At 59.7% G+C, this 20,339-nt stretch carries 18 protein-coding genes; 7 read left to right on the top strand and 11 right to left on the bottom strand.

All coding sequences use genetic code 11. From position 1 onward, the window contains the following. Window positions 1-144: 144 nt before the first annotated feature. Window positions 145-459, bottom strand: a complete 315-nt coding sequence (locus tag ELE36_RS01820; RefSeq protein WP_129831470.1) for a transposase — start codon at window positions 457-459, stop codon at window positions 145-147. 86 nt (window positions 460-545) lie between these two features. Between ELE36_RS01820 and ELE36_RS01815 the strand changes: the two genes are divergently transcribed. Further along, window positions 546-1,046 carry a hypothetical protein gene (locus tag ELE36_RS01815; RefSeq protein WP_129831469.1) on the top strand — a complete coding sequence of 167 codons (501 nt, stop codon included), beginning with the start codon at window positions 546-548 and terminating at the stop codon, window positions 1,044-1,046. A gap of 1,027 nt (window positions 1,047-2,073) precedes the next feature. Here the strand turns inward: ELE36_RS01815 and ELE36_RS01810 are convergent. Genes ELE36_RS01810 through ELE36_RS01790 form a run of 5 tightly spaced genes read right to left on the bottom strand, consistent with a single transcriptional unit; the run spans window position 2,074 to window position 6,197 of the window. Then, the gene (locus ELE36_RS01810) at window positions 2,074-2,832 is read right to left on the bottom strand and encodes a glycosyltransferase family 2 protein (protein WP_129831468.1); all 759 of its coding nucleotides are present in this window, start codon (window positions 2,830-2,832) and stop codon (window positions 2,074-2,076) included. After that, on the bottom strand, window positions 2,822-4,069 hold the full coding sequence (locus ELE36_RS01805; RefSeq protein ID WP_242512333.1) for an O-antigen ligase family protein: 1,248 nt from the start codon (window positions 4,067-4,069) through the stop codon (window positions 2,822-2,824). The genes ELE36_RS01810 and ELE36_RS01805 overlap by 11 nt, the downstream gene beginning before the upstream one ends. Beyond that, on the bottom strand, window positions 4,066-5,178 hold the full coding sequence (locus ELE36_RS01800) for a glycosyltransferase (protein ID WP_129831467.1): 1,113 nt from the start codon (window positions 5,176-5,178) through the stop codon (window positions 4,066-4,068). Before ELE36_RS01800 ends, ELE36_RS01805 begins: the two co-directional genes overlap by 4 nt. A gap of 23 nt (window positions 5,179-5,201) precedes the next feature. Further along, the gene (locus ELE36_RS01795) at window positions 5,202-5,408 is read right to left on the bottom strand and encodes a zinc-finger domain-containing protein (protein WP_129831466.1); all 207 of its coding nucleotides are present in this window, start codon (window positions 5,406-5,408) and stop codon (window positions 5,202-5,204) included. A gap of 60 nt (window positions 5,409-5,468) precedes the next feature. Beyond that, window positions 5,469-6,197, bottom strand: coding sequence for a hypothetical protein (locus ELE36_RS01790; protein ID WP_129831465.1), 729 nt, complete (start codon window positions 6,195-6,197; stop codon window positions 5,469-5,471). A gap of 164 nt (window positions 6,198-6,361) precedes the next feature. On the opposite strand from ELE36_RS01790, the gene ELE36_RS01785 reads away from it, so the two are divergent. Further along, window positions 6,362-6,727 (top strand): DUF805 domain-containing protein, encoded by a 366-nt coding sequence (locus ELE36_RS01785; protein ID WP_129831464.1) that lies wholly within the window; start codon window positions 6,362-6,364, stop codon window positions 6,725-6,727. 77 nt (window positions 6,728-6,804) lie between these two features. Here the strand turns inward: ELE36_RS01785 and aceE are convergent, their stop codons facing one another. Then, a complete protein-coding gene (aceE, locus tag ELE36_RS01780; protein ID WP_129831463.1) occupies window positions 6,805-9,477 on the bottom strand; it encodes a pyruvate dehydrogenase (acetyl-transferring), homodimeric type in 2,673 nt (890 codons plus the stop codon). A 226-nt stretch (window positions 9,478-9,703) separates the two neighbouring features. Between aceE and ELE36_RS01775 the strand changes: the two genes are divergently transcribed. Next, window positions 9,704-10,219 (top strand): post-PEP-CTERM-1 domain-containing protein, encoded by a 516-nt coding sequence (locus ELE36_RS01775; RefSeq protein WP_129831462.1) that lies wholly within the window; start codon window positions 9,704-9,706, stop codon window positions 10,217-10,219. Continuing rightward, complete coding sequence (locus ELE36_RS01770; RefSeq protein WP_129831461.1) at window positions 10,216-11,262, top strand: hypothetical protein; 1,047 nt, start codon at window positions 10,216-10,218, stop codon at window positions 11,260-11,262. Before ELE36_RS01775 ends, ELE36_RS01770 begins: the two co-directional genes overlap by 4 nt. 51 nt (window positions 11,263-11,313) lie before the next feature. Here ELE36_RS01770 and ELE36_RS01765 read toward each other — a convergent pair whose 3' ends face one another. The 4 genes from ELE36_RS01765 to rsgA form a co-directional block, all read right to left on the bottom strand. Further along, window positions 11,314-13,620: an NADP-dependent malic enzyme gene (locus tag ELE36_RS01765; protein WP_129831460.1), complete on the bottom strand. Its 2,307-nt coding sequence runs from the start codon at window positions 13,618-13,620 to the stop codon at window positions 11,314-11,316. Between the two features lie 115 nt (window positions 13,621-13,735). Further along, a complete protein-coding gene (locus ELE36_RS01760; RefSeq protein WP_129831459.1) occupies window positions 13,736-15,034 on the bottom strand; it encodes a peptidase MATCAP family protein in 1,299 nt (432 codons plus the stop codon). A gap of 66 nt (window positions 15,035-15,100) precedes the next feature. Next, window positions 15,101-15,919: a hypothetical protein gene (locus tag ELE36_RS01755; RefSeq protein WP_129831458.1), complete on the bottom strand. Its 819-nt coding sequence runs from the start codon at window positions 15,917-15,919 to the stop codon at window positions 15,101-15,103. Window positions 15,920-16,110: 191 nt separating this feature from the next. Continuing rightward, window positions 16,111-17,193, bottom strand: a complete 1,083-nt coding sequence (gene rsgA, locus ELE36_RS01750; protein WP_129831457.1) for a ribosome small subunit-dependent GTPase A — start codon at window positions 17,191-17,193, stop codon at window positions 16,111-16,113. Window positions 17,194-17,344: 151 nt separating this feature from the next. On the opposite strand from rsgA, the gene ELE36_RS01745 reads away from it, so the two are divergent. The 3 genes from ELE36_RS01745 (at window position 17,345) to ELE36_RS01735 (ending at window position 20,216) form a co-directional block, all read left to right on the top strand. Beyond that, on the top strand, window positions 17,345-18,583 hold the full coding sequence (locus ELE36_RS01745) for an aminotransferase class I/II-fold pyridoxal phosphate-dependent enzyme (RefSeq protein WP_129831456.1): 1,239 nt from the start codon (window positions 17,345-17,347) through the stop codon (window positions 18,581-18,583). A gap of 19 nt (window positions 18,584-18,602) precedes the next feature. Continuing rightward, entirely contained in the window at window positions 18,603-19,259 is a 657-nt protein-coding gene (locus ELE36_RS01740; protein WP_129836549.1) for an SGNH/GDSL hydrolase family protein, read from the top strand. Window positions 19,260-19,328: 69 nt separating this feature from the next. Further along, window positions 19,329-20,216: a UDP-2,3-diacylglucosamine diphosphatase gene (locus tag ELE36_RS01735; protein WP_129831455.1), complete on the top strand. Its 888-nt coding sequence runs from the start codon at window positions 19,329-19,331 to the stop codon at window positions 20,214-20,216. Window positions 20,217-20,339: the final 123 nt, after the last annotated feature.

The raw sequence follows: 20,339 nt of genomic DNA, 5'->3' as shown, positions 1-20,339 counted from the left end.
AAATTTCATGCTCAGCATTCCGCTGAAAACGTTTATGGCAATCGCCAATGCACTTCATCGAGGAATGGCATTCGAAAGGCCGAAGCCGTTCCGCGTTTCGCGGGATGCCTTCGCGACTCTGATGTTGAATACTGCCAAGACGTCCTATGAGTGGTTGCGAACCCGGACTTCGACAGCCGGATAAGGTCCACTCCGGTCAACGTCGCGACGCTCGCGTTCGATCGCACGTGAGCTGATCATGCCTTGCGAGTAGGCCAACATCCCTGCCTTGAGCAGCATCCCTGGCGCATGCGCCGACGCACCGACTTCATCGTTGCGGTAATGCGCATCGAACAGCGATAAGTTCAGCGCGTCGACGATATGATGAACGGCGTGGGCGAACGAACCCGCTATCAGCTGCGCTTCCAGATCCACCGACAGCAACCGCGGACTCATGTCCACCACTTTGTATCGCGCCATCACCGACTCCCTTGATCGTCTTGCTGTTTGCGAGCAAGATCGGGGCCAGTTTTTCTACAGCTTCGTTAGGCTTCGAAACCACGTCCATGTCTGATCCACTACTCGCCGCAATCATCGCCGCGTCGGCAGCGCTCATCGTGGCGTTCCTGAACTCAATACTTGCTGAAGTGTTTCGTCGCTATAGGGACCGAAAATCTCTAGCCGCAGCGATCGCAGGGGAGTTGGCCTCATACGAACCGGCCTTGCCGATCATTCAACAAATTCTGCGCACAACTATTCAAACAATAGAAGCTGAAGCACGAAATACCGTCGTCTTTCGTCCCTTTGAAAAGCCAAAGGACTTTGTCTTTGAAAAAGCTGTCGAACGGCTTGGTTTGCTTGGGCCCAAGCTCGCCGAAGACGTCGTCTACGTCTACAGCAATTTGAACGCCTTTCGCGTTTCATTTGGCTTGATCTCTACACACTTCATAGAAATGTCAGATGCCGAGGCTCACGCGAGGTGCGTTGCATGCCTCGATGCTGTAGAGCGCACGGCTCAGCGCGGTAAGCCATTAATCGCAGCACTCAAGAATTTGGCAGGCACATGAAACTCGCGATGCCTAACCCTTCAATCGAGAGGACGTGCCCTGGCAAGCCGGGGCATGCCTCTCATCTCAAACGTTAGGCGTCACATGGGTGTTCGTACAGCTCTCGCCGCGTTAGCGATTCTTTTGTCCGGGTGCATGCTCGTTCCCGGTCGAGTCGACACTCCGATCGATTTGATCGGTGAGGTTTCGAAGCCTGTGTTTACCGGTTGGTATGTCGACTACTGCAATGGCGGGGCCCTTACAAAGGCGCTCCCGAACTGCGTTCAGGTCGGCGGCGAAATCTACAAGGTCTTACTTCTTGGTGCTCGAACGCCAGCGGGAGGCAAATCTCAGCAGAGCCTCATAATTGCCTTCCCGGCTCATGCACTCGCACGCGACTATCGCGCGCGGAAGCAGGTCCATCTCGTGCGGACGCCAGATGCCTTCGCGCGCGAAACCGGCGTCGCCTACTTAGCACGCGAGTGGAGTGACGCCTAGCTACTCCTCAGGAGACTTCCTGTCAATTCCACGCGCTTGATGTTTTTGCCCTGAGCTTTCGGGCCGATGCTGGTCATGATGTTGTCCATTCTTTGTTGTGTATTGCATTGTCAGTTCGATGCGGTGTTGCACACGCTATCAGACTGCATTTCCTTCCCACGGGGATTTCCTTCGGTCATAACCGGTCTTGTTGCACCGATGTTGCTGGTGTGGACCTGGGTATAAACCGCACCCGGCGACCTGGTTCGTTCATCGGTATCGTCCGTGTTGCGGGGATCAGCGGAAACACGTTGTGACGTCCGAATAATTAGTCAGGTTCTCGCCGGGGTGGTCTGACCCGTTGTCTACCGCTTCGCACTGACGATGCATCGAAAACGTTTTCTCACACGTTTTGCGCAGGTCCGTATATCGGATGTCGCAGGCAGGCATGCGGGTCGTAATCCCCGGCGTATTCCTGCATCGCCCAGACTTGCCGCACATGTTTGTTGGCGATCGCCGCCATTAGTTGCCGAACAGCAAACGCACGGCCAATGCCTGTGTTCTCGCGAAATTATTTGTCGCGCTTGCGGCGGCGCGCTTCGTGCAGCTTGGCGTACTTGAGAAACACGTAATACGCGCCGGTCACGGCACTGATGTATCCGGCCCAGCCGTTGAGGAAATAGCGCTTGAAAATATATTGGCGCAGGAAAAATATCGGCGGATAAAGCAGCATGCGCGCAGCCACAAAGCGACTGCGACGCGCGAGTTTGTCGGCGACCAGCCCGGTCGAATAGTGATTGATTTTTTCAACCTTGGTGTGGATGTCGGGCTCGCCGTAATGCAGCATCTGCGCTCGTAGTACGATTACTTTTCCATCGACTTCGGGTGCCGCATGCACCGGCACCTGATTGAGCTTGCCGTGGCGTTTGTCGAACAGCCGCAGATGCGCATTGACCCAGCTCCAGCTATGCTGGAAGGTCCAGAACATCTGCTCGCGGCGCGGCAGACGAAAGCCCGCGACCTGCGGATTTTCGAGGGCCTTTTCGATGTATTCGCGCGCGCCGTCGGCCAATGCTTCATCGGCATCCAGCAGCAAGATCCACGCATGTATGGCCTTGTCGACCGCCGATTGTTTTTGCGCGCTGTAGCCTTTGAACGGCTCGCTGAAAATGCGGCAATGAAATTTCTCCGCAATCGTCAGCGTCGCATCGCTGCTGCCGGAATCGAGCAACACGATCTCGTCGGCCCAGGCCACGCTCGCGAGACAACGCTCCAAGGTTGCCGCGTTATTCAAGGTAGTGATGACGGCGGAAAGCGGTTCACGCGACATGCGTTGTGACCTCGTGCGATTCGCTCTGCAACGCGGCGCAATACAAGGCCAGCAGCCACCAGAACAACAAACCCCACCACGCCGAATAAAACGCGAGATGGGTGTTCAATGGAAAACACATGGCGACCAACGCGAGCCCCGGCGCAAGTGCGCGCAAACGTGTCGGTACATCAGCGCGCCACCATGCGCGTATCGCGAACCAGGCACCGATCAACCACGCGAATACGCCGATCAGACCGGTCTCGCTGAACAGTTCCAGCAGCAGTTGATGCGCATGCGATGCGCCTTCGTGCGTGACCGGATCGACGAAAAAATCGCCGGGTTCGGCATACGTCGCATACGCATAACGAAAGCCGCGCACACCAACGCCGTTGAGCGGATGCGCCGCGCCCATCGCCAGTGCGGTATGCCAGATGCGCAAGCGCCCGGCCGAGGCTTCATCGACCGCGCTATGCGTGCCCTGCAGCACGAGCAGCGAGCGCTGCATACGCGCGGCGAAACCCGGCGATGTTTGCCACGCGATCGCCGCCACAAAACATGCACCCGTCAGCGCCGCCATGCACCACACGGCGAATCGCAGCGGCGCGCGTGTTTCGCGCCACAGCATGATCAGACAGACGAGCGCAAAACTCAGCCAGCTCGCGCGTTCGCCGGCGAGCAGAATCGGCACCAGCAAAAATAAAAACGCCGCAATCAGTCCCGTCCGCGAAAAACGCGCGCGGGCTTCGAGCAACAGAAACGGCGAAAGCACCGCGAGCACCGGTCCGAGCTTGAGATTGTCGGCACCAAAAATGCCGGATAGATGCTCCTTGTCCGCTGCGCCGCCGAGGCTGAATCCGGTCAAGATTTGCAGCCACGCATCGAGCAGCCAGACCAGCACGATCAGTGCGATCAGGCATTGCATGCGTGGCCAGATGTTCGTCTGCCGCAGCGCGTATCCAGCGAACACCGCGAACGGCAGAAAACGCAGATCGCCCGCGACCGTCTCCCAACTTTTCGCCGGCACCACCGAGTCGAACGCAGAGAAAAATGCCGGCAGCCAATAACACGCGAACAACAGCAGCATAAGACCCAGCGATGCGGATTTTCGCCACACTCCGTGCTGACGCAACAGCAAAATCACACCGATGATCGCGGCGATGCTGAGCGGCGCCTCAGCGGTGCGCCCAAACGGCAACAACACTGGCACGAGCAATAGCAGGATCAGCGGCCACTGCGTGCGCAGAAATAAAATCATCGCACGGCCTCATCTGCAAGCTCGGCATACAGCCGCAAGGTCGCGGCCTGCATGTCGGCAAGACGATATTTTGTCAGCGGCGACAAGCTCGGCGGCATGCGCAGCAACTCGGTCGCACGGGTCAAAAGTGCGACTCGATCACGCAGCGGCACGGCGCCGACGGGAAACAATTCCGCGAGCAATTCGCCGACGCCGCCGTGCGCATAACCGAGCACCGGCCGGCCCAGACTCAAGGCCTCGACCACGGTGCGCCCGAACGATTCGGGCTTGTTCGACAGTTGCAACACCAGCGCGGAAATTGCATAGACATCGCGCACATCGGCGCGCGGCGCGGTGATGGCGATGGCTTCGCTCACACCACGCACGGCGGCGAGTTGTTCGAGTTCGGCGATGTAGGTTTCGCGGCCCGGCTCACGCGCGCCAAGCAGGATCAGGCGCGCGTTGATTCCTTGCGCCTTGAGATCGGCCAGCAGTTCGATCGCATCGTGATGGCCTTTGAGCCGTGTGCCGCGCCCGGACAAGGTCAGCAGCGGCGCGCCTGCAAGCTGCGGAAATTCTGCGAAAAATTTTTCGCGCCATGCCGACGAAGGTTGATAGGCAAACGGAAATTCGTCAGGCGCGATGCCGCGTGGAATCACGCTGAGGCGTGCCGGATCGGTTTGCGGATAATGCTTACGCACATAATCGCGCACCGTATCGGAAACGCAGATCACACGCTCGCCACGCGTCATGATCGCGCTGTAGCGGCCCGGCGAATTCAGCCCGTGCACGGTGGTGACAAAATGCGGACGTAGCCCGTGCATGCCACGCATTGCGCAGTAAGCCAGCCACGCTGGCAGACGCGAACGTGCGTGCACGATGTCAGGTTTCAGTTCGGCGAATAGCCGTTTAAGCGTCCAGATGTGGCGCAGCGTCGCGAGCGATTTTTGGCCGACCGGCACGGCGATATGTTCGCTGCCCTGCGCGAGCAGTTGCGGCAGCAATCGGCCGCCAGCGGAAATCACGATGGAACGATGTCCGGCCGCGACCAGCGCCGCGCCGATCTCCAGAGTCGAGCGTTCCACACCACCGGCGTTCAGCGCAGGCAGCAGTTGCACAACACTGAGCATGCGCGCCGACACGGGCCGTTGAATCAGTCTAACAACACATATTGCGCGCCGCAGTACGGGCACTTGGCGCCGCCGGTTGCCTCGATCGCCAAATACACTTTCGGGTGCGAATTCCACAGGCTCATGCCGGGCATCGGACACGACAACGGCAGATCGGCGCTCGTGACCTCATAGCGGTTTTCGGCGTTGGCGGGAATCAGATTCACGGGGGCGAAAGGCGCTTGCGGCATGGGTTTGCACCGATGGAATTGTCAGGCTGTGAAGTATAGCAGCCGCCTGTCCGACCCGGCTCAGTGCGGCTTGTTTGGCATACGCGCCGCATCGAAACCGGCCACTTCGAAACTCACGACATGCTTGGCCGACGCGCCCTTGAGCTGGGCATCGATATGCAGCCAGCGCGCCTTGGCCAGCTTGGCGATAAAACCTTTGTTGTCGTCGATGAAAATCGCCGGCTCGCCGGTGGGCGGAATTGTCATCGCCATGCGCTGCGCCGGCTGATCGTCGAAACGCACGCTGGCCGAACAATCCGCGCCGCACCGGAAACCACCGGATTCGAGCAGCAGATACACACTCTGGCCCCAGCTCGGATGCTGGCGCAATACCAGCCGCAAGCGCTGCGTCTTGCCGCCGGCACTGACTTCGTCTTTGGCATACACGTACGCCGAATACTGCGAACCGCCAGCTTCAGGCGCGGTGTTGTAGGTCCACAATCTGGCGATGCGTTGCGCTTCTTTTTCGGCTTGCGCACCGTTGTTGACCTGCTCGATGCTTTCCTTGACCTTCGCTGCGGCCGTACTTTCGGGATATTTCGCGAGCAATTCCTTACCAAGCTGGGCCGCGAGATCGTTCTTGTTGGCGCTGCGCATTTGTTCGTACAACGCTAGATCCTTGCTCGCCTTGGCATCACGTGCCGACGCGGCAACTTGAGCAGCCTGCGCTGCATCGATCGGCGGTGGTGAGCCGGAACACGCGAACAACGCGGCAAACATCAAGATCAAAAAGGCGTTACGCAGCAACATGGCATGAACCGGACAAGGATCGGATCGCAAATCATAACCCGCCGCGCAGTGCATACATGCGCGGCGGATATTGTATTTCCTGCAAATGCAGCACATCATTCTTGCGCCGTCGCGCTATCCGTCGGGTGGTGGTTACGATCGGCGCAAATCTTTGGGGAGTTCATATGGATTGGTACATCGGGGTATTGAAGAAATTTGCGGATTTTTCGGGCCGTGCGCGGCGCAAGGAATTCTGGATGTTCATCCTGTTCTCGCTCATCATCAGCTTCGTTCTGGCCTTTATCGATGGCCTGCTCGGCATGCGTGCAGCAAACGGTTTCGGCTTGCTCAGCGGTTTGTATACGCTGGCAGTGCTGGTGCCATCGATTGCTGTTGCGGTGCGTCGCCTGCATGATCGCGACATGACCGGCTGGTTCTATTTGCTGATGCTCGTACCGCTGGCCAACATCGCGTTGATCGTGATCTTCTGCCTCGAAGGCACGCGCGGCAGCAACCAGTACGGCCCGGATCCGAAGGGCATTGCCGGCTGATCTTTCGCAACGCAAGTCTGAAAACAGAAACGGCGGCTCGTGATCCGGGCCGCCGTTTTTTTATGCGCTGAAAAAAATCACACGCCGATCGGGTTGGCCTTTTCCGGATCGATGCCGTACAGCTTGATCGCCTTGCTGACATCCGCCTTGGTCAATTTGCCTTCATCGGCCAGCGCCGCAATCGTGGCGTGTGCGATGTAGAAACGATCCACCTCGAAGAAGCGCCGCAGATTGGCGCGTGTATCGGAACGACCAAATCCATCGGTGCCGAGCACGGTGTATTTCTGCGGCACGAACGCGCGAATCTGGTCGGCGTAATTGCGCACATAATCGGTGGCTGCAATCGCCGGACCCTGACGACCTTCCAGGCATTCCGTGACATACGCCTTGCGCGGTTTTTTCGCTTCAGGATGCAGACGATTGTCGCGTTCTGCATCGAAGCCGTCTCGACGCAGTGCGTTGAAACTCGGGCAGCTCCAGATATCGCACTTCACGCCGAAATCCTTCTCGAGCAATTCGGCCGCGAAAATCGCCTCGCGCAGAATCGTGCCCGAACCGAGCAGTTGCGCCTTGAGCTTGGCCTTGCCACCGTCCTTGAACAGATACATGCCCTTGACGATGCCTTCCTCGGCGCCAGCCGGCATTTCCGGATGCGCGTAATTTTCGTTCATCACGGTAACGTAGTAGAAGCAATCTTCCTGCTCCGTGAGCATGCGACGCATGCCGTCCTGCATGATCACGGCCACTTCGTAGGCGAAGGTCGGATCATAGCTGCGACAGTTCGGAATCGCGCCCGCAAGCAGATGCGAATGGCCGTCTTCGTGCTGCAAGCCTTCGCCGTTCAACGTCGTGCGACCGGCAGTGCCGCCGATCAGGAAACCGCGTGCGCGCATGTCGCCGGCGAGCCAGCACAGGTCACCGATGCGCTGCATGCCGAACATCGAGTAGAAAATGAACACCGGCAACATCGGCAGATTGTTGGTGCTGTAGCTCGTCGCCGCAGCCAGCCAGCTGCCCATCGCGCCTGCTTCGGTGATGCCTTCCTGCAGTACCTGCCCGGTTTGATCCTCACGGTAATACATCAGTTGATCGGCATCGACCGGCTTGTACTTCTGGCCGAACGGCGCATAGATGCCGATCTGGCGGAACATGCCTTCCATGCCGAATGTGCGTGCCTCATCGGCGACGATTGGCACGATGCGCGGCGCGATGATCTTGTCGCGCAAGGTCAGATTGAGCGCGCGCACAAACGCCATCGTGGTCGAGATTTCGCGCTCGCCGGTGCTCTTGGTGACCTGCTCAAAAAACGCGAGATCCGGTGTCGGCAAGGATTCGCTCTTGGTGCGTCGGTGTGGCAGAAAACCGCCGAGCGCCTTGCGTTTTTCGAGCATGTATTTGACCTCGGGCGAATCCACGCCCGGGTGGTAATACGGCACGTCGTCGAGCTTGTCGTCGGGTACCGGAATCGCAAAACGATCGCGGAACGCCTTGACCGCGGCGGTATCCATCTTCTTCTGGTTGTGCGTTGGATTCAGCGATTCACCGGCTAGGCCCATGCCATAACCCTTGACGGTTTTCGCCAGGATCACGGTCGGCTGGCCCTTGTGCGCCATGGCTTCGGCGTAGGCCGCATACACCTTGTGCGGATCGTGGCCGCCGCGATTCAGGCGCCAGATATCCTCGTCGCTGAGGTTTGCCACCATCTCGGCGGTTTCGGGATATTTGCCGAAGAAATGTTCGCGTGTATACGCGCCGCCAAACGCCTTGCAGTTCTGATACTCGCCGTCGAGCGTTTCCATCATGAGCTTGCGCAAAACGCCTTTGGTATCGCGCGCGAGCAGTGGATCCCAGTAGCTACCCCAGACTACTTTGACGACGTTCCAGCCCGCGCCGCGGAACGCACCTTCGAGTTCCTGGATGATCTTGCCGTTGCCGCGCACCGGGCCGTCGAGACGCTGCAAGTTGCAGTTGATCACGAACACCAGGTTGTCGAGTTTCTCGCGTCCGCCGAGTGTGATCGCGCCGAGCGACTCGGGCTCGTCGGTTTCACCGTCGCCCATGAAACACCAAACCTTGCGGTTGGATTCGGGCATGAGCTTGCGGCCTTCCAGATATTTCCAGAAGCGCGCTTGGTAGATCGCACTGATCGGGCCGAGGCCCATCGATACGGTCGGGGTTTGCCAGAATTCCGGCATCAGCCACGGATGCGGATACGACGACAAACCCTTGCCGCCGGTTTCCATGCGGAAGTTGTCGAGTTGCTCTTCGCTGATGCGGCCTTCGAGAAACGCGCGCGCATAAATGCCGGGGCTCGAATGTCCTTGCACGTATAGCAGGTCGCCCGGATGGGTTTCGTCAGGAGCATGGAAGAAATGATTGAAACCGACGTCGTAAAGCGTGGCGCTCGACGCGAAACTGGCGATGTGGCCGCCGAGCTCGCCGGGCTTGCGATTCGCGCGCACGACTGTGGCGAGCGCGTTCCAGCGCAGGATCGAACGGATCCGCCATTCGATCGCCGCGTCGCCCGGAGAATGCGGCTCAGCCGAAGTCGGAATGGTGTTGACGTATTCGGTGGTCGGCATAAACGGCAGATGGCCGCCGGCACGGCGCGTTGCATCGACCATGCGCTCAAGCAGGTAATGCGCGCGTTCGGCGCCATCGACGCCGATCACGGCGTTCAGCGCATCGATCCACTCCTGGGTCTCGACCGGATCGAGATCTTGGTTGAGTATGTCTTGAAGAATATTCATGCGTTGTCTCTACTGCCTCGTGGCGTGTTGCATGCCAGACCGCAGGCCCGCTGCGGCGACGGATTATGTGATCGTATTGTCCAACGATTATAGCCAGCCACCGCCGTCATCGGGTAGAAATTACTGCGGTTGCGCGCGGCGTCACGGCATGCCGGATCGCCACCCACTTCACACCTTGGTTATTGTTGCGCGGTTATGCTGCGTCTACGCACTGCGGAGATAAATCATGTTACTCAAACTGACTTTTTGCCTGATGGTTTTGCCACTCGCGGCTGCCGCGCAATCGAATGCGCCAAGCGATGGGATTCCCGCATCTTCCGCCTTAATTACAGCCGCGGCAGAATCAGCTACGAAAAAAATCACCGCGCTGCATCGTCGGTTCGACAGCGGACTCGATGCCGGCCCGACCGATTCAGCACCGACTATCAGCGCCGGACTGCGCGTGATCATCGATCCGCGAACGCACGAACTGCGCGACGATCCCGCAAATGCGGCGCAAGCGCAGCAGATCGAGGCAACAAACGCACAGTTGCCGCGCCCCGATTATTCCAAGATGACCGTGGAAACCAAGGCGGATGGCACCGTCGTGTTGCATACCAACGGCCAAATCATGATGCGCAGTTCGGTGCGTTTAAATGCCGACGGCAGCTATGATGAAATCTGCGCGCCGAGTGCTGCGGCAAACCCCGCGACGATCAAGCTCGGCGATCCGATAAAAACGAATGGGGAGAAATCGCCATGAATCTGCGTCGGTTGCTGGCGCCACTGATGCTGTTATCTTTTGCATTGCTCGGCGCAAATGCGAACGCCGCGGTGATCGTCATCATCAACAACGATATGGCGGGTGTGGGTTTTAACGACACCACGCCCAAGACGCCCGAAGGTGGTAATCCGGGCACGACTCTCGGCGCGCAGCGGCTGTATCTGTTTCAAGCGGTCGCGCGCGAATGGGGTGCGCTGCTGAAAAGTAATCTGATCATTCGCATAATCGCGAGCTTCGATTCATTGCCGTGTAGCAGCGGTAGCGGCGTGCTCGGCGAAGCTGGACCGACAAGTTTCATCACGCTAGTGCCGACGCCGCCAAGTGGCCACGCCAATACGTTTTATGCTGAGGCATTGGCCGAATCGCTACTCGGTGCCGACGGAAATTCCGGCGCCGCGGACATCCAAGCCAGCTTCAACAGCAGCATCGACAACGGCTGTATTGCCGCCGGCACGCGATTTTATTACGGCGTGAATCCGGCAACGCCGATTCCTTCAGGTACCTTCGGCCTGTACCCCACGGTGCTGCACGAACTCGGCCACGGGCTCGGTTTCCTCACACTGGTGTGCACGGACGCATCCGGCTGCGGCTCGGGCCAACCGCAGGGTAGCCTGAGCAGTGCGGGCATCCCCGATATCTGGACGTATTTCCTCGCCTCATCCACCAACACCGGCCTGCTCTGGAAAGACATGACAAATGCGCAACGCGCGGCGGGTGTCACCAGCGATCCGAATCTGGTCTGGCTCGGTGCCAATGTCACCGCCGATCTCGCGACATTTGCGCCGACTAGTGCGGGCACCAACGGCGGGCATATGCGGATGTTTGCACCGGCTACGGTACAACCCGGTTCAAGTGTGTCGCACTTTTCGAGCGCAGCGGTAAGCCCGAATTTGTTGATGGAGCCGGTGCTGCAATCCGGTGTGTTCAACAACACTGATTTGACCTACTCGCTGCTCAAGGACATCGGCTGGCAGGTGCGTCCACGCGACACGATTTTTGCCGACAGTTTCGACGCCATTTGATGCGTCAGCGCGGCGACGACAGCGTCGCGCGAGCAAAACAGATAGCTTCGATTAAATCGTCTCGGCTGCCACTTGCGTCGGACCGTTGCGCAGCTGTGCCTCGACGCACGCAATCGCGGTCATGTTGATCACTCGGCGCACCGTCGATGACGATGTCAGCACATGTGCGGGTTTCGCCACGCCCATGAGGATCGGCCCGATCACCACGCCCTCGGTGAGTTCGCGCACCATGTTGTAGGCGATGTTGGCCGAGTCCAGATTCGGAAACACAAACAGGTTGGCGCGACCGCTGAGGCGCGAATTCGGGAACAGGCGTGTGCGAATTTCTTCGTTGAGCGCGGTGTCGGCATGCATCTCGCCTTCGACTTCGAGATCGGGATCGCGCTCGCGCAGGATCTCCAGCACACGGCGCATCTTGCGCGCGGAAGCATCATCGTGGCTGCCGAAATTCGAGTGCGACAACAGCGCAACTTTCGGCGGAATGCCGAACAGTTTCATACGCAGCGCCGCCTGCAAGGTCGCCGTGGCAATCTGCTCGGCGCACGGATCGCATTGCACATGCGTATCGACGAAAAAGAACACGCCCTTGTCGCCGGCAACGATGCACATCGCGGCGGGTTCGTTGACGTCGGGATCGAGACCGAACACGTCGCGGATATAACGCAGTTTCTGGTGATAACGACCGACCACGCCGCAGATCACCGCATCGGCTTCACCACGCTCGACCATCAGCGCGGCGACCACACTCGAGCGCGAACGCACGAACGCCTTGGCCATTTGCGGGGTGACACCGCGGCGCTCCATCATGCGATGGTATTGCGTCGCGTAGTCGTGGAAACGCGGATCGTCATCGATGTTGCAGAGTTCGAAATCGATACCAGGACGAATACGCAGACCGATGCGCTGGATGCGCCGCTCGATCACCGCCGGACGTCCGATCAGGATCGGTCGGGCGAGGCCTTCGTCGACAACGGTCTGCACCGCGCGCAGCACGATTTCTTCCTCGCCTTCGCCATAGACCACGCGCTTCGGATCTTCCTTGGCGTGCTCGAATACCGGCTTCATGACAAACCCGGTGCGGAATACAAACTGGCTCAGACGCTCGCGGTACGCTTCGAGATCGGCGATCGGTCGTGTCGCCACGCCGGAGTCCATCGCGGCTTTCGCCACGGCCGGCGCCAGCGAAACCAGCAGGCGCGGATCGAACGGTTGCGGGATCAGATATTCCGGGCCGAACGACAGACTTTTGCCGCCGTAAGCACGCGCCGCGACATCCGACATTTCGCGCCGCGCGAGTTCGGCGATCGCACGCACGCAGGCGATCTTCATCGCCTCGTTGACCGTGGTCGCGCCGACATCCAGGGCACCGCGAAAAATGTATGGGAAACACAAGACGTTGTTGACCTGGTTCGGGTAGTCCGAACGTCCGGTCGCCATGATCGCGTCGGGGCGAACTTCCTTGACGAGCTCGGGCAAAATCTCCGGCGTCGGATTGGCCAGCGCGAGAATGATCGGACTCGCCGCCATGCGCTTGACCATGTCCTGGGTCAAAACACCCGGTGCGGAAAGACCGAGAAAAATATCCGCGCCATCGATGATTTCACCGAGCGTTCGCGCCGAGGTTTCGCGCGCGTAACGCACCTTGTTGTCGTCCATTTCCTCGACGCGGCCGGTGTAGACCACGCCGCATTTATCCGAGACCAGAATATTTTCGTAACGCGCGCCGAGCTGCACCAGCATGTCCAGGCACGCGAGGCCGGCCGCACCGGCGCCGGACACCACGAGTTTGACGTCCTCGATTTTTTTGCCGACGACGTACAACGCATTCGTGATCGCCGCACCGACGATAATCGCAGTGCCGTGCTGGTCGTCATGGAACACCGGGATCTTGACGCGCTCGCGCAACTTGCGCTCGACGTAAAAACATTCCGGCGCCTTGATGTCTTCGAGATTGATGCCGCCGAAAGTCGGTTCGAGCGAGGCGATGATGTCGACCAGTTTGTCGGGATCGAGCTCGTTGATCTCGATGTCGAACACATCGATGCCAGCGAATTTCTGGAACAGGACGCCCTTGCCTTCCATCACCGGTTTGGCGGCGAGCGGACCGATCGCACCAAGTCCAAGCACGGCCGTGCCGTTGGTGATAACTGCGACCAGATTGCCGCGCGCGGTGAGGCTGGAAACCTGGCTCGGATCTTCGACAATCGCTTCGCACGCGGCGGCGACGCCGGGCGAATAAGCGAGCGACAGATCGCGTTGTGTCACCAACGATTTGGTCGGCGCGACCTTGATTTTTCCGGCTGGCGCACGACGATGATATTCGAGAGCAGCTTGTTTGAGTTCTTCGGCAGTGGCCATGGGCAGACGCTGTGTGGCTGAGACGCCGGGCGGCGTCCGGGGATAACGATGACGGGCACGGAAGCGGCGATAAATCAGGCTTCAACGCGCCGCGAACGACTATAACACAGCGTGTTTATGCCTCTTCGGCGGTTTCGGCGAGATTGCCGCGACGCGCGAGAAATTCCTGCTCGACACGATCCATGCGGATGCGATTGGCAAACAACGAAAACGCCAGTTGCCCGGCCAGCCCGCGCGCGCGACTGAGCCAGTGCGGCACGTACAGCGGCGCCTTGATCGTGCCGTCTTCGAAAAACGGTTCGAGCCGCAACGCATCCATCAAGGTCATCTTGCCGGCAAACAGATTGCGGCAAACGTGGAAACGTCGATGTTTCAACGCGAGCCGGAAATAGGTATGCACCGAAAGCAAACCGTGCAGATATACCGTGTCCTTGGTGAACGCGGCGCCGCCGGTCAGCGGCACACCGCGAAACACGCGCATCGCCGAACTGAACCCATCCTGCTCGCTCTGGCCTTCGCCGAGAAAGAACTTGAACACTTCGATGAAGTCGGCGCCGCGCAAGGCCATGTCGATCGCGACGATGCGCAACGAGATGCGCTGCATGCGTTCGATATCGATCTGCCCGGTGATGAGTTCGGCGAACGTGGCCAGGCCTTCCTGCGTGGCGGTGATGCGCGGCGAGTTGCGCGCGAGGCTGCTTAGCACCGGCTGTTCGCGACCATTCAGCGCGGTCAGCGAATGCACAAAGGCTTCGTGTTCGAGCAACTGGTGTACGTCGTATTCGGAAAACTCCGTGGCGGAACGCAAGCGAATCCGGGTCGGTCCGGCAGCGGCCTTCGATACGAGATCGGGATCAACCACCACGCTGATCTTGTGATGCACGAAAAACGCATCGATCTGCTTTTGCAGCGTCGCCTGCACCTGTTCGGCGCTGAGATGATATTCGGCCTGATCGATCAGATCGCCTTCGCCGAGTTCGTGTGCGACCGAAATGAAATGCCGCGCTGCATCGACGTTGTTGACCTCGCTGCCGGGCAACGCATCGCCGGGCTTGCCGTACAGGCGGATCGAGTAGTCCGTGACCTTCGCTGACCCAAGATTTTCCAGCAACTCGGTGGCGATGCGCCAGGACGAAATCGTGCGTCGCAGATAATCGCCGAGCGGATGTTGCGCATCGCAAGCAGTGTGGATACTCGCCAGCTCGGCGCGCGTGGCGCTGTAGTCATGCGTCGTATAAACGATGCTCGGCAAGCTTGCATTACCGCGTCGCCAGTCCTGCAGAAATTGCTGTTGCGCGGCGGCCGGCCAGCTCACCGAAGCGAGCAGGTGAATACCTTTGACCGCGGCGACGAGGCGCCGGTCAAGCGTGGCGTAATAGGTGGAATCCGTGTTGCCGGTAGCGGCTATGTCCATGCGCCAATCCTGCCCTGACCCATGCGGTCTGGCAAGTTCGGGCACATCGCGCCAGGAGGTTCAGGATCAGCGCGGCGTGCGCAGCATCGGCAAGCCAGCGAACAGCGCCAATAATCCGCTCAACACAAGTACGGACCACAGCGAAAGTGCCGGCAAGGCAGGTGGATCGGCTTCGATACGCGCACCCAGAACCTGGAACAACAAATCGGGCGCGACGACATGGCCAACGAAATTTCCGGCAATCTGGCAGTTGGCGAGGGTGGCCCAGCTCGGGCATGCCGGGCCGCCCGGAAAATGTCCGCCGGGATTGCGCCAAACCGCCGGGCTATCCGACTGCGTGGTGCGTGCTTCCCACACAAAATTGCCATTCACGCTGAAGTTACTGAGCGCTTGCAACTCCACCCAATAATGTCCGGCCGGCAATTTGCATACGGTCGGAAATATGACGCTCATGACGTTGCCGGACGTATTGAAAGTCGGCACGACGTTGTTAGCCTGACAGAACAGCACCTTGTCGTTCGGCAGGCCGTTGCCGTCGGCGACGATATTTACGCTGGCGGCCTGCGCTGCCGGATTCTTGCCGTTATCCGTGGCAACAACAAAATTGATCTGGGTGATCGACCAGCCGGACGCATCGGTGATCACGATATCGTCGGCGGCTTGCGTATCCAGCGTACCCGGCGTGGCGAGCAATTGCTGCGCAGAAGCGCCGAGCGGCGGCACCGCATTGCTGGTCTGGTCGTGCAGCACAGGGTTGCTGGACTGCGGCATCACAATCGGGCTGACAGCGACCAGCGCACCGGCGCGCGTATCGACCTGCGCAAACGCACTGGCGCTGACGCATGCCAGAGCGATGAACATCATATTTTTGACTGACATCAACATGCAAATACGCCTAGGCACAGCCCTACAACTTAAAATTAACAGAAATCCGGCGCGCGACCAAGTACCAAATGTGCGCGGCACCCACAAGAATCGCATTTACGCGCGTCAACCTACGTTGAACCTCATCCTCGCGAATGCAGGATCCAGCGCTTGTGGGCAGTGATAAAGCCGAGCTTCGCTTCGATATCGCGCTAGCTCCGTCCGTACTTCTCCGCCGTGCGTTTGTTCAGCGCCTTGCCCGGCACGCGGCCTTCGGCCTTGCGCTTGAGCTGGGCTTCGAGGCTGTCGCTGGCGGCATCGCGCTCGTCGCGCAGCTTGATGTAGCTATCCCAACGCCCTTGGTCGAGTTCGCCGGACGCCAGCGCGGCGAGGATCGCGCAACCCGGCTCGGCGGCGTGCGCGCAGTCGCTGAAACGACAGGTCTGCGCGAGAGCATCGATGTCGGCAAAACTCGCGGCGGCGAGGTCTTCTTCGCCGGTGAGTTTCAGCTCGCGCATGCCTGGCGTATCGATCAGGCAACCACCGCTCGGCAGCTGGATCAGCGCGCGATGGGTGGTGGTGTGGCGACCACGACTGTCATGCTCACGGACTTCGCCGGTAGCTTGGCGCTGATGACCGATCAAGGTATTGGTCAGGGTGGATTTGCCCGCGCCCGACGATCCGACCAGCACCACCGATGCGCCGAGACCGAGAAACGGCAGCAACACGGCCACGCTTTTTTCGTCCTTGGCATTGATCGCAAACACCGGCGTTTGCGGTGGCACCACTTCGTGCATCGCGGCGATGGCGGCGGCGCAATTGTCTGCGCTGAGCAGATCCTGCTTGCTCAATGCGATCACCGGCAACGCGCCGCTGCCTTCGATCAACAGCAGATAACGCTCGATGCGGCGCGGATTGAAATCACCATCCAGGCCCATCAGCACGATCACGCTATCGACATTCGCGGCAATCGACTGGCGCTGATAACGCTCGCCAGCCGCAGCACGCGTGAGCAGGCTGCGACGCGGCAACACGGTTTCAATCAGCGCCGGGCCAAGCGGCGCGAGCAATACAAAATCGCCGACGGCGGGGCGGATCTGCGGATCGGCATCACGCTTGAGAAACCGTGGCGCCGGCTGCGCGCCGAACTCCTCCACACCATCGTGCACGCGATAACCGTTGCGATGCTGAGCAATCACGCGCACGAGTTTGCCGACCGTATCGGCGGGCAAAAGCGTTTCTGTGCGCCAGCCGATCGCGCCGAGCTGGACGAGTTGTTCCGGTGAAATCTGCATGCGCCATTCTGCCCTTCGCGGCTCGGCAGCGCCACGCCTGAATGCGGCAGCGCTGCTTTATCCGCTTGGTCGCGCAGCGATCGCACAGTTTGTGTTGGGCGCCGCTTGCGCTAGCATGCGTTTTTCAACCGACCTTGCCGATCGTCCCGCCATGTCTACCACCCCCGTTGCAACCAGTTCCCGCCTCAATCATGTGCGTTATGAAATTCGTGGCAGCCTCGCCCATCGTGCACTGGAGCTGGAGGCCGAAGGCCGCAGCATCTACAAGCTCAATATCGGCAATCCAGGTCTGTTCGGTTTTCGCGTGCCACAACATTTGCGCGATGCGGTCGCCGCCAATCTGGATCGCAGCGAAGCGTATTGCCACCAGCAGGGTTTGAGCCACGCACGCGAAATCATTGCCGCGCAGCAAAGATCACGCGGCGTAACCGATAGCAGCGTCGAGCGCATTTTCATCGGCAACGGCGTCAGCGAGCTGATCGATATTTCGTTGCGCGCGCTATTAAATCCCGGCGATGAAGTGCTGCTGCCAAGCCCGGACTATCCGCTGTGGAGCGCGGCGACCCTGCTCAACGGCGGCACGCCTGTGTATTACTCGTGCAGCGCCGAAAATGCGCACTTTCCTGATCCTGAAGAAATCGAAAAACTAATCACGCCGCGCACTCGAGCGCTCGTTGTCATCAACCCCAACAACCCGACTGGCGCGGTTTATTCACGCGAGCTGCTGAGCCAACTCGTGCGTATCGCCGAGCGTCATCGGCTGGTGCTGCTGGCCGATGAAATCTACGACACGATCACCTACGACGATGCCGAATTCGTGCCGCTCGCGCCGCTGGCCGGTGCCGTGCCGTGCCTGAGTTTCAGCGGCTTGTCGAAGCTGCATCGCGCCTGCGGTTACCGCATCGGCTGGCTCAGCCTTTCCGGCGCACGGGCACGCACCGGCGACCTGCATCACGCGCTCGACCTGCTCGCGGCGCTACGGCTGTGCGCGAACGTCGCTGGGCAATGGGCGATCGAACCCGCGCTGACCGGGCCGGATACCTCGGCCGCGCTCACTGCATCCGGCGGTCGCCTGCATGAAGCACGCCGTGCGGTGCTGGACAGCGTCGCGAGCAGCTGTTTCCTCAACGTGGTCGCGCCGCAAGGTGCGTTGTATGCGTTTCCGGCGATCGACCGGGCGCTGCTGCCGGGCTTCGACGACGAGCAATTTGCGCTGCAGTTGCTGGAACAGGAAAGCGTGCTGATCGTGCCGGGTTCGAGTTTCAATCTCGGCACGCGCCAGCATTTCCGCATCACCTTGCTGCCGCAACCGGCTGAACTTCGCGATGTGTTTTCGCGGATCGAACGGCAACTCGCGCGTGGCGCGGAACCTGCGCGGCATGTGGCTTGAGTTGATCCTCGGCGCAACGATGCTCGGCGCAACGACTGGGTCTGACAAGGCCGCACCCGATGCATCGCCGCGTTTTCTCGCGCTCGGCGATTCCTATACGATCGGCGAAGGTGTGGCCGAAACCGACCGCTGGCCGATGCAGCTCGCGGCAAAGTTGCGCACGCAAGGCATCCTTATCGAGTCGCCGCAGATCATCGCCAAAACCGGCTGGACCACCGACGAATTATCCTCCGCGATGGATGGTGCCACACTGCATCCGCCGTATGCGCTGGTCACGCTGCTGATCGGCGTCAACAATCAATATCGCGGTCGCGATACGGGAAATTATCGCGTCGAATTTTCGGCCTTGCTGCAGCGGGCGATTCATCTCGCCGGCGATCTGCCACAACACGTTATCGTCGTCTCGATTCCCGATTGGGGCGTGACCGCGTTCGGCCAAAAAAGCGGGCGCGATACACAACAAATTGCACGCGAACTGGATGCCTACAATGCGATCAATCGCGATGTCTCGACCGCCCAGCATGTGCGTTACGTGGATATCGCAAACGTGTCGCGCGCGGGCGGCGCGCGCGCCGAGATGTTGACCGAAGACGGTCTGCATCCATCGGCGGCAATGTATGCGCAGTGGGCCGCGCAGGTTTTGCCCGAAGCACGCGCCGCGCTGTCATCGCACTGACAAGCAACCGACATCTGACGGTGATGCGCGGGCGCTAGGCTACGTCCGGATTCCCGCGAGGCCGCTGCCATGTCGCGTTTGCGCTTTCGCAGTATTTTCATTTCCGATATTCATCTGGGTACGGTCGATTGCAAATCGGCTTACCTGATGGATTTCCTGCGCCATACCGAAGCGCAGCAGCTGTATCTGGTCGGCGACATCATCGATCTGGAAGCGCTGGAGAAACGTCCGTATTGGCCGGTTGAACACGGCGCGGTGCTCGCGGAATTTCTCGCCATCGCTGCGCGCGGAACTCAGGTTACCTACATCCCCGGCAATCACGATGCACCGATGCGCGGCCTATGCGGCCAGAAAATCGGCGCGATCGATGTGCGCCTGAATGCGATCCACCATACCGCCGACGGGCGGCGTTTTCGGGTTTGTCATGGCGACGAATTTGATCAATCCGGCATCGGCAAGCCGTGGCTAATCCATCTCGGCGAAGATGCGTATCGCCTGTTGTGCTGGATCAATCGCCGTTTCAACGCGTGGCGCAAATACTTCAAACTGCCATACCTGCCGCTATCGATCATCACCAAGTCGCGCATCGGGCGTGCGCTGAATTACATCCGCCAGTACGAACAACTTGCCGCGGATGCTGCACGCGAAGCCGGTGTCGATGGTTTGATCTGCGGCCATATCCACTTCGGCAGCATGCGTGAAGTCGATGGCGTTTTGTACCTCAACGACGGCGACTGGGTCGAACATTGCACCGCGCTGGTCGAGCATTTCGACGGCACGCTGGAACTGATCCACTGGAGCGAACGCCGCGGCAGTCTCGCGCGCACCAGTCGCTCAGAATTTGTGCCGTTGCCTGCCGCCGCGATGGCGTTGGCAGGATTGGATCTTGGCGCGCTGATCGCACAACAGAATGAATCGAATTTTGCAGCGCATGGCAGCGAAAAAGCAGCAGCATGAATTGTCGGCGGAGTTACTCGAATCAAGTCGAGCTATGACTCCACGCCGAGTGCGCGTTTAATTTCGGCGGACTGAAAAACCAATCGCGATTCAGCCTGAGTTTTTCCAGTTGGTACGCAGCTG

Origin of the sequence: Pseudolysobacter antarcticus, assembly GCF_004168365.1 — a bacterium.
Taxonomy (GTDB): Bacteria; Pseudomonadota; Gammaproteobacteria; order Xanthomonadales; family Rhodanobacteraceae; genus Pseudolysobacter; species Pseudolysobacter antarcticus.
Note: the sequence above shows the minus strand (reverse complement) of the source record. Positions and strands in the feature narration are given on the sequence as shown.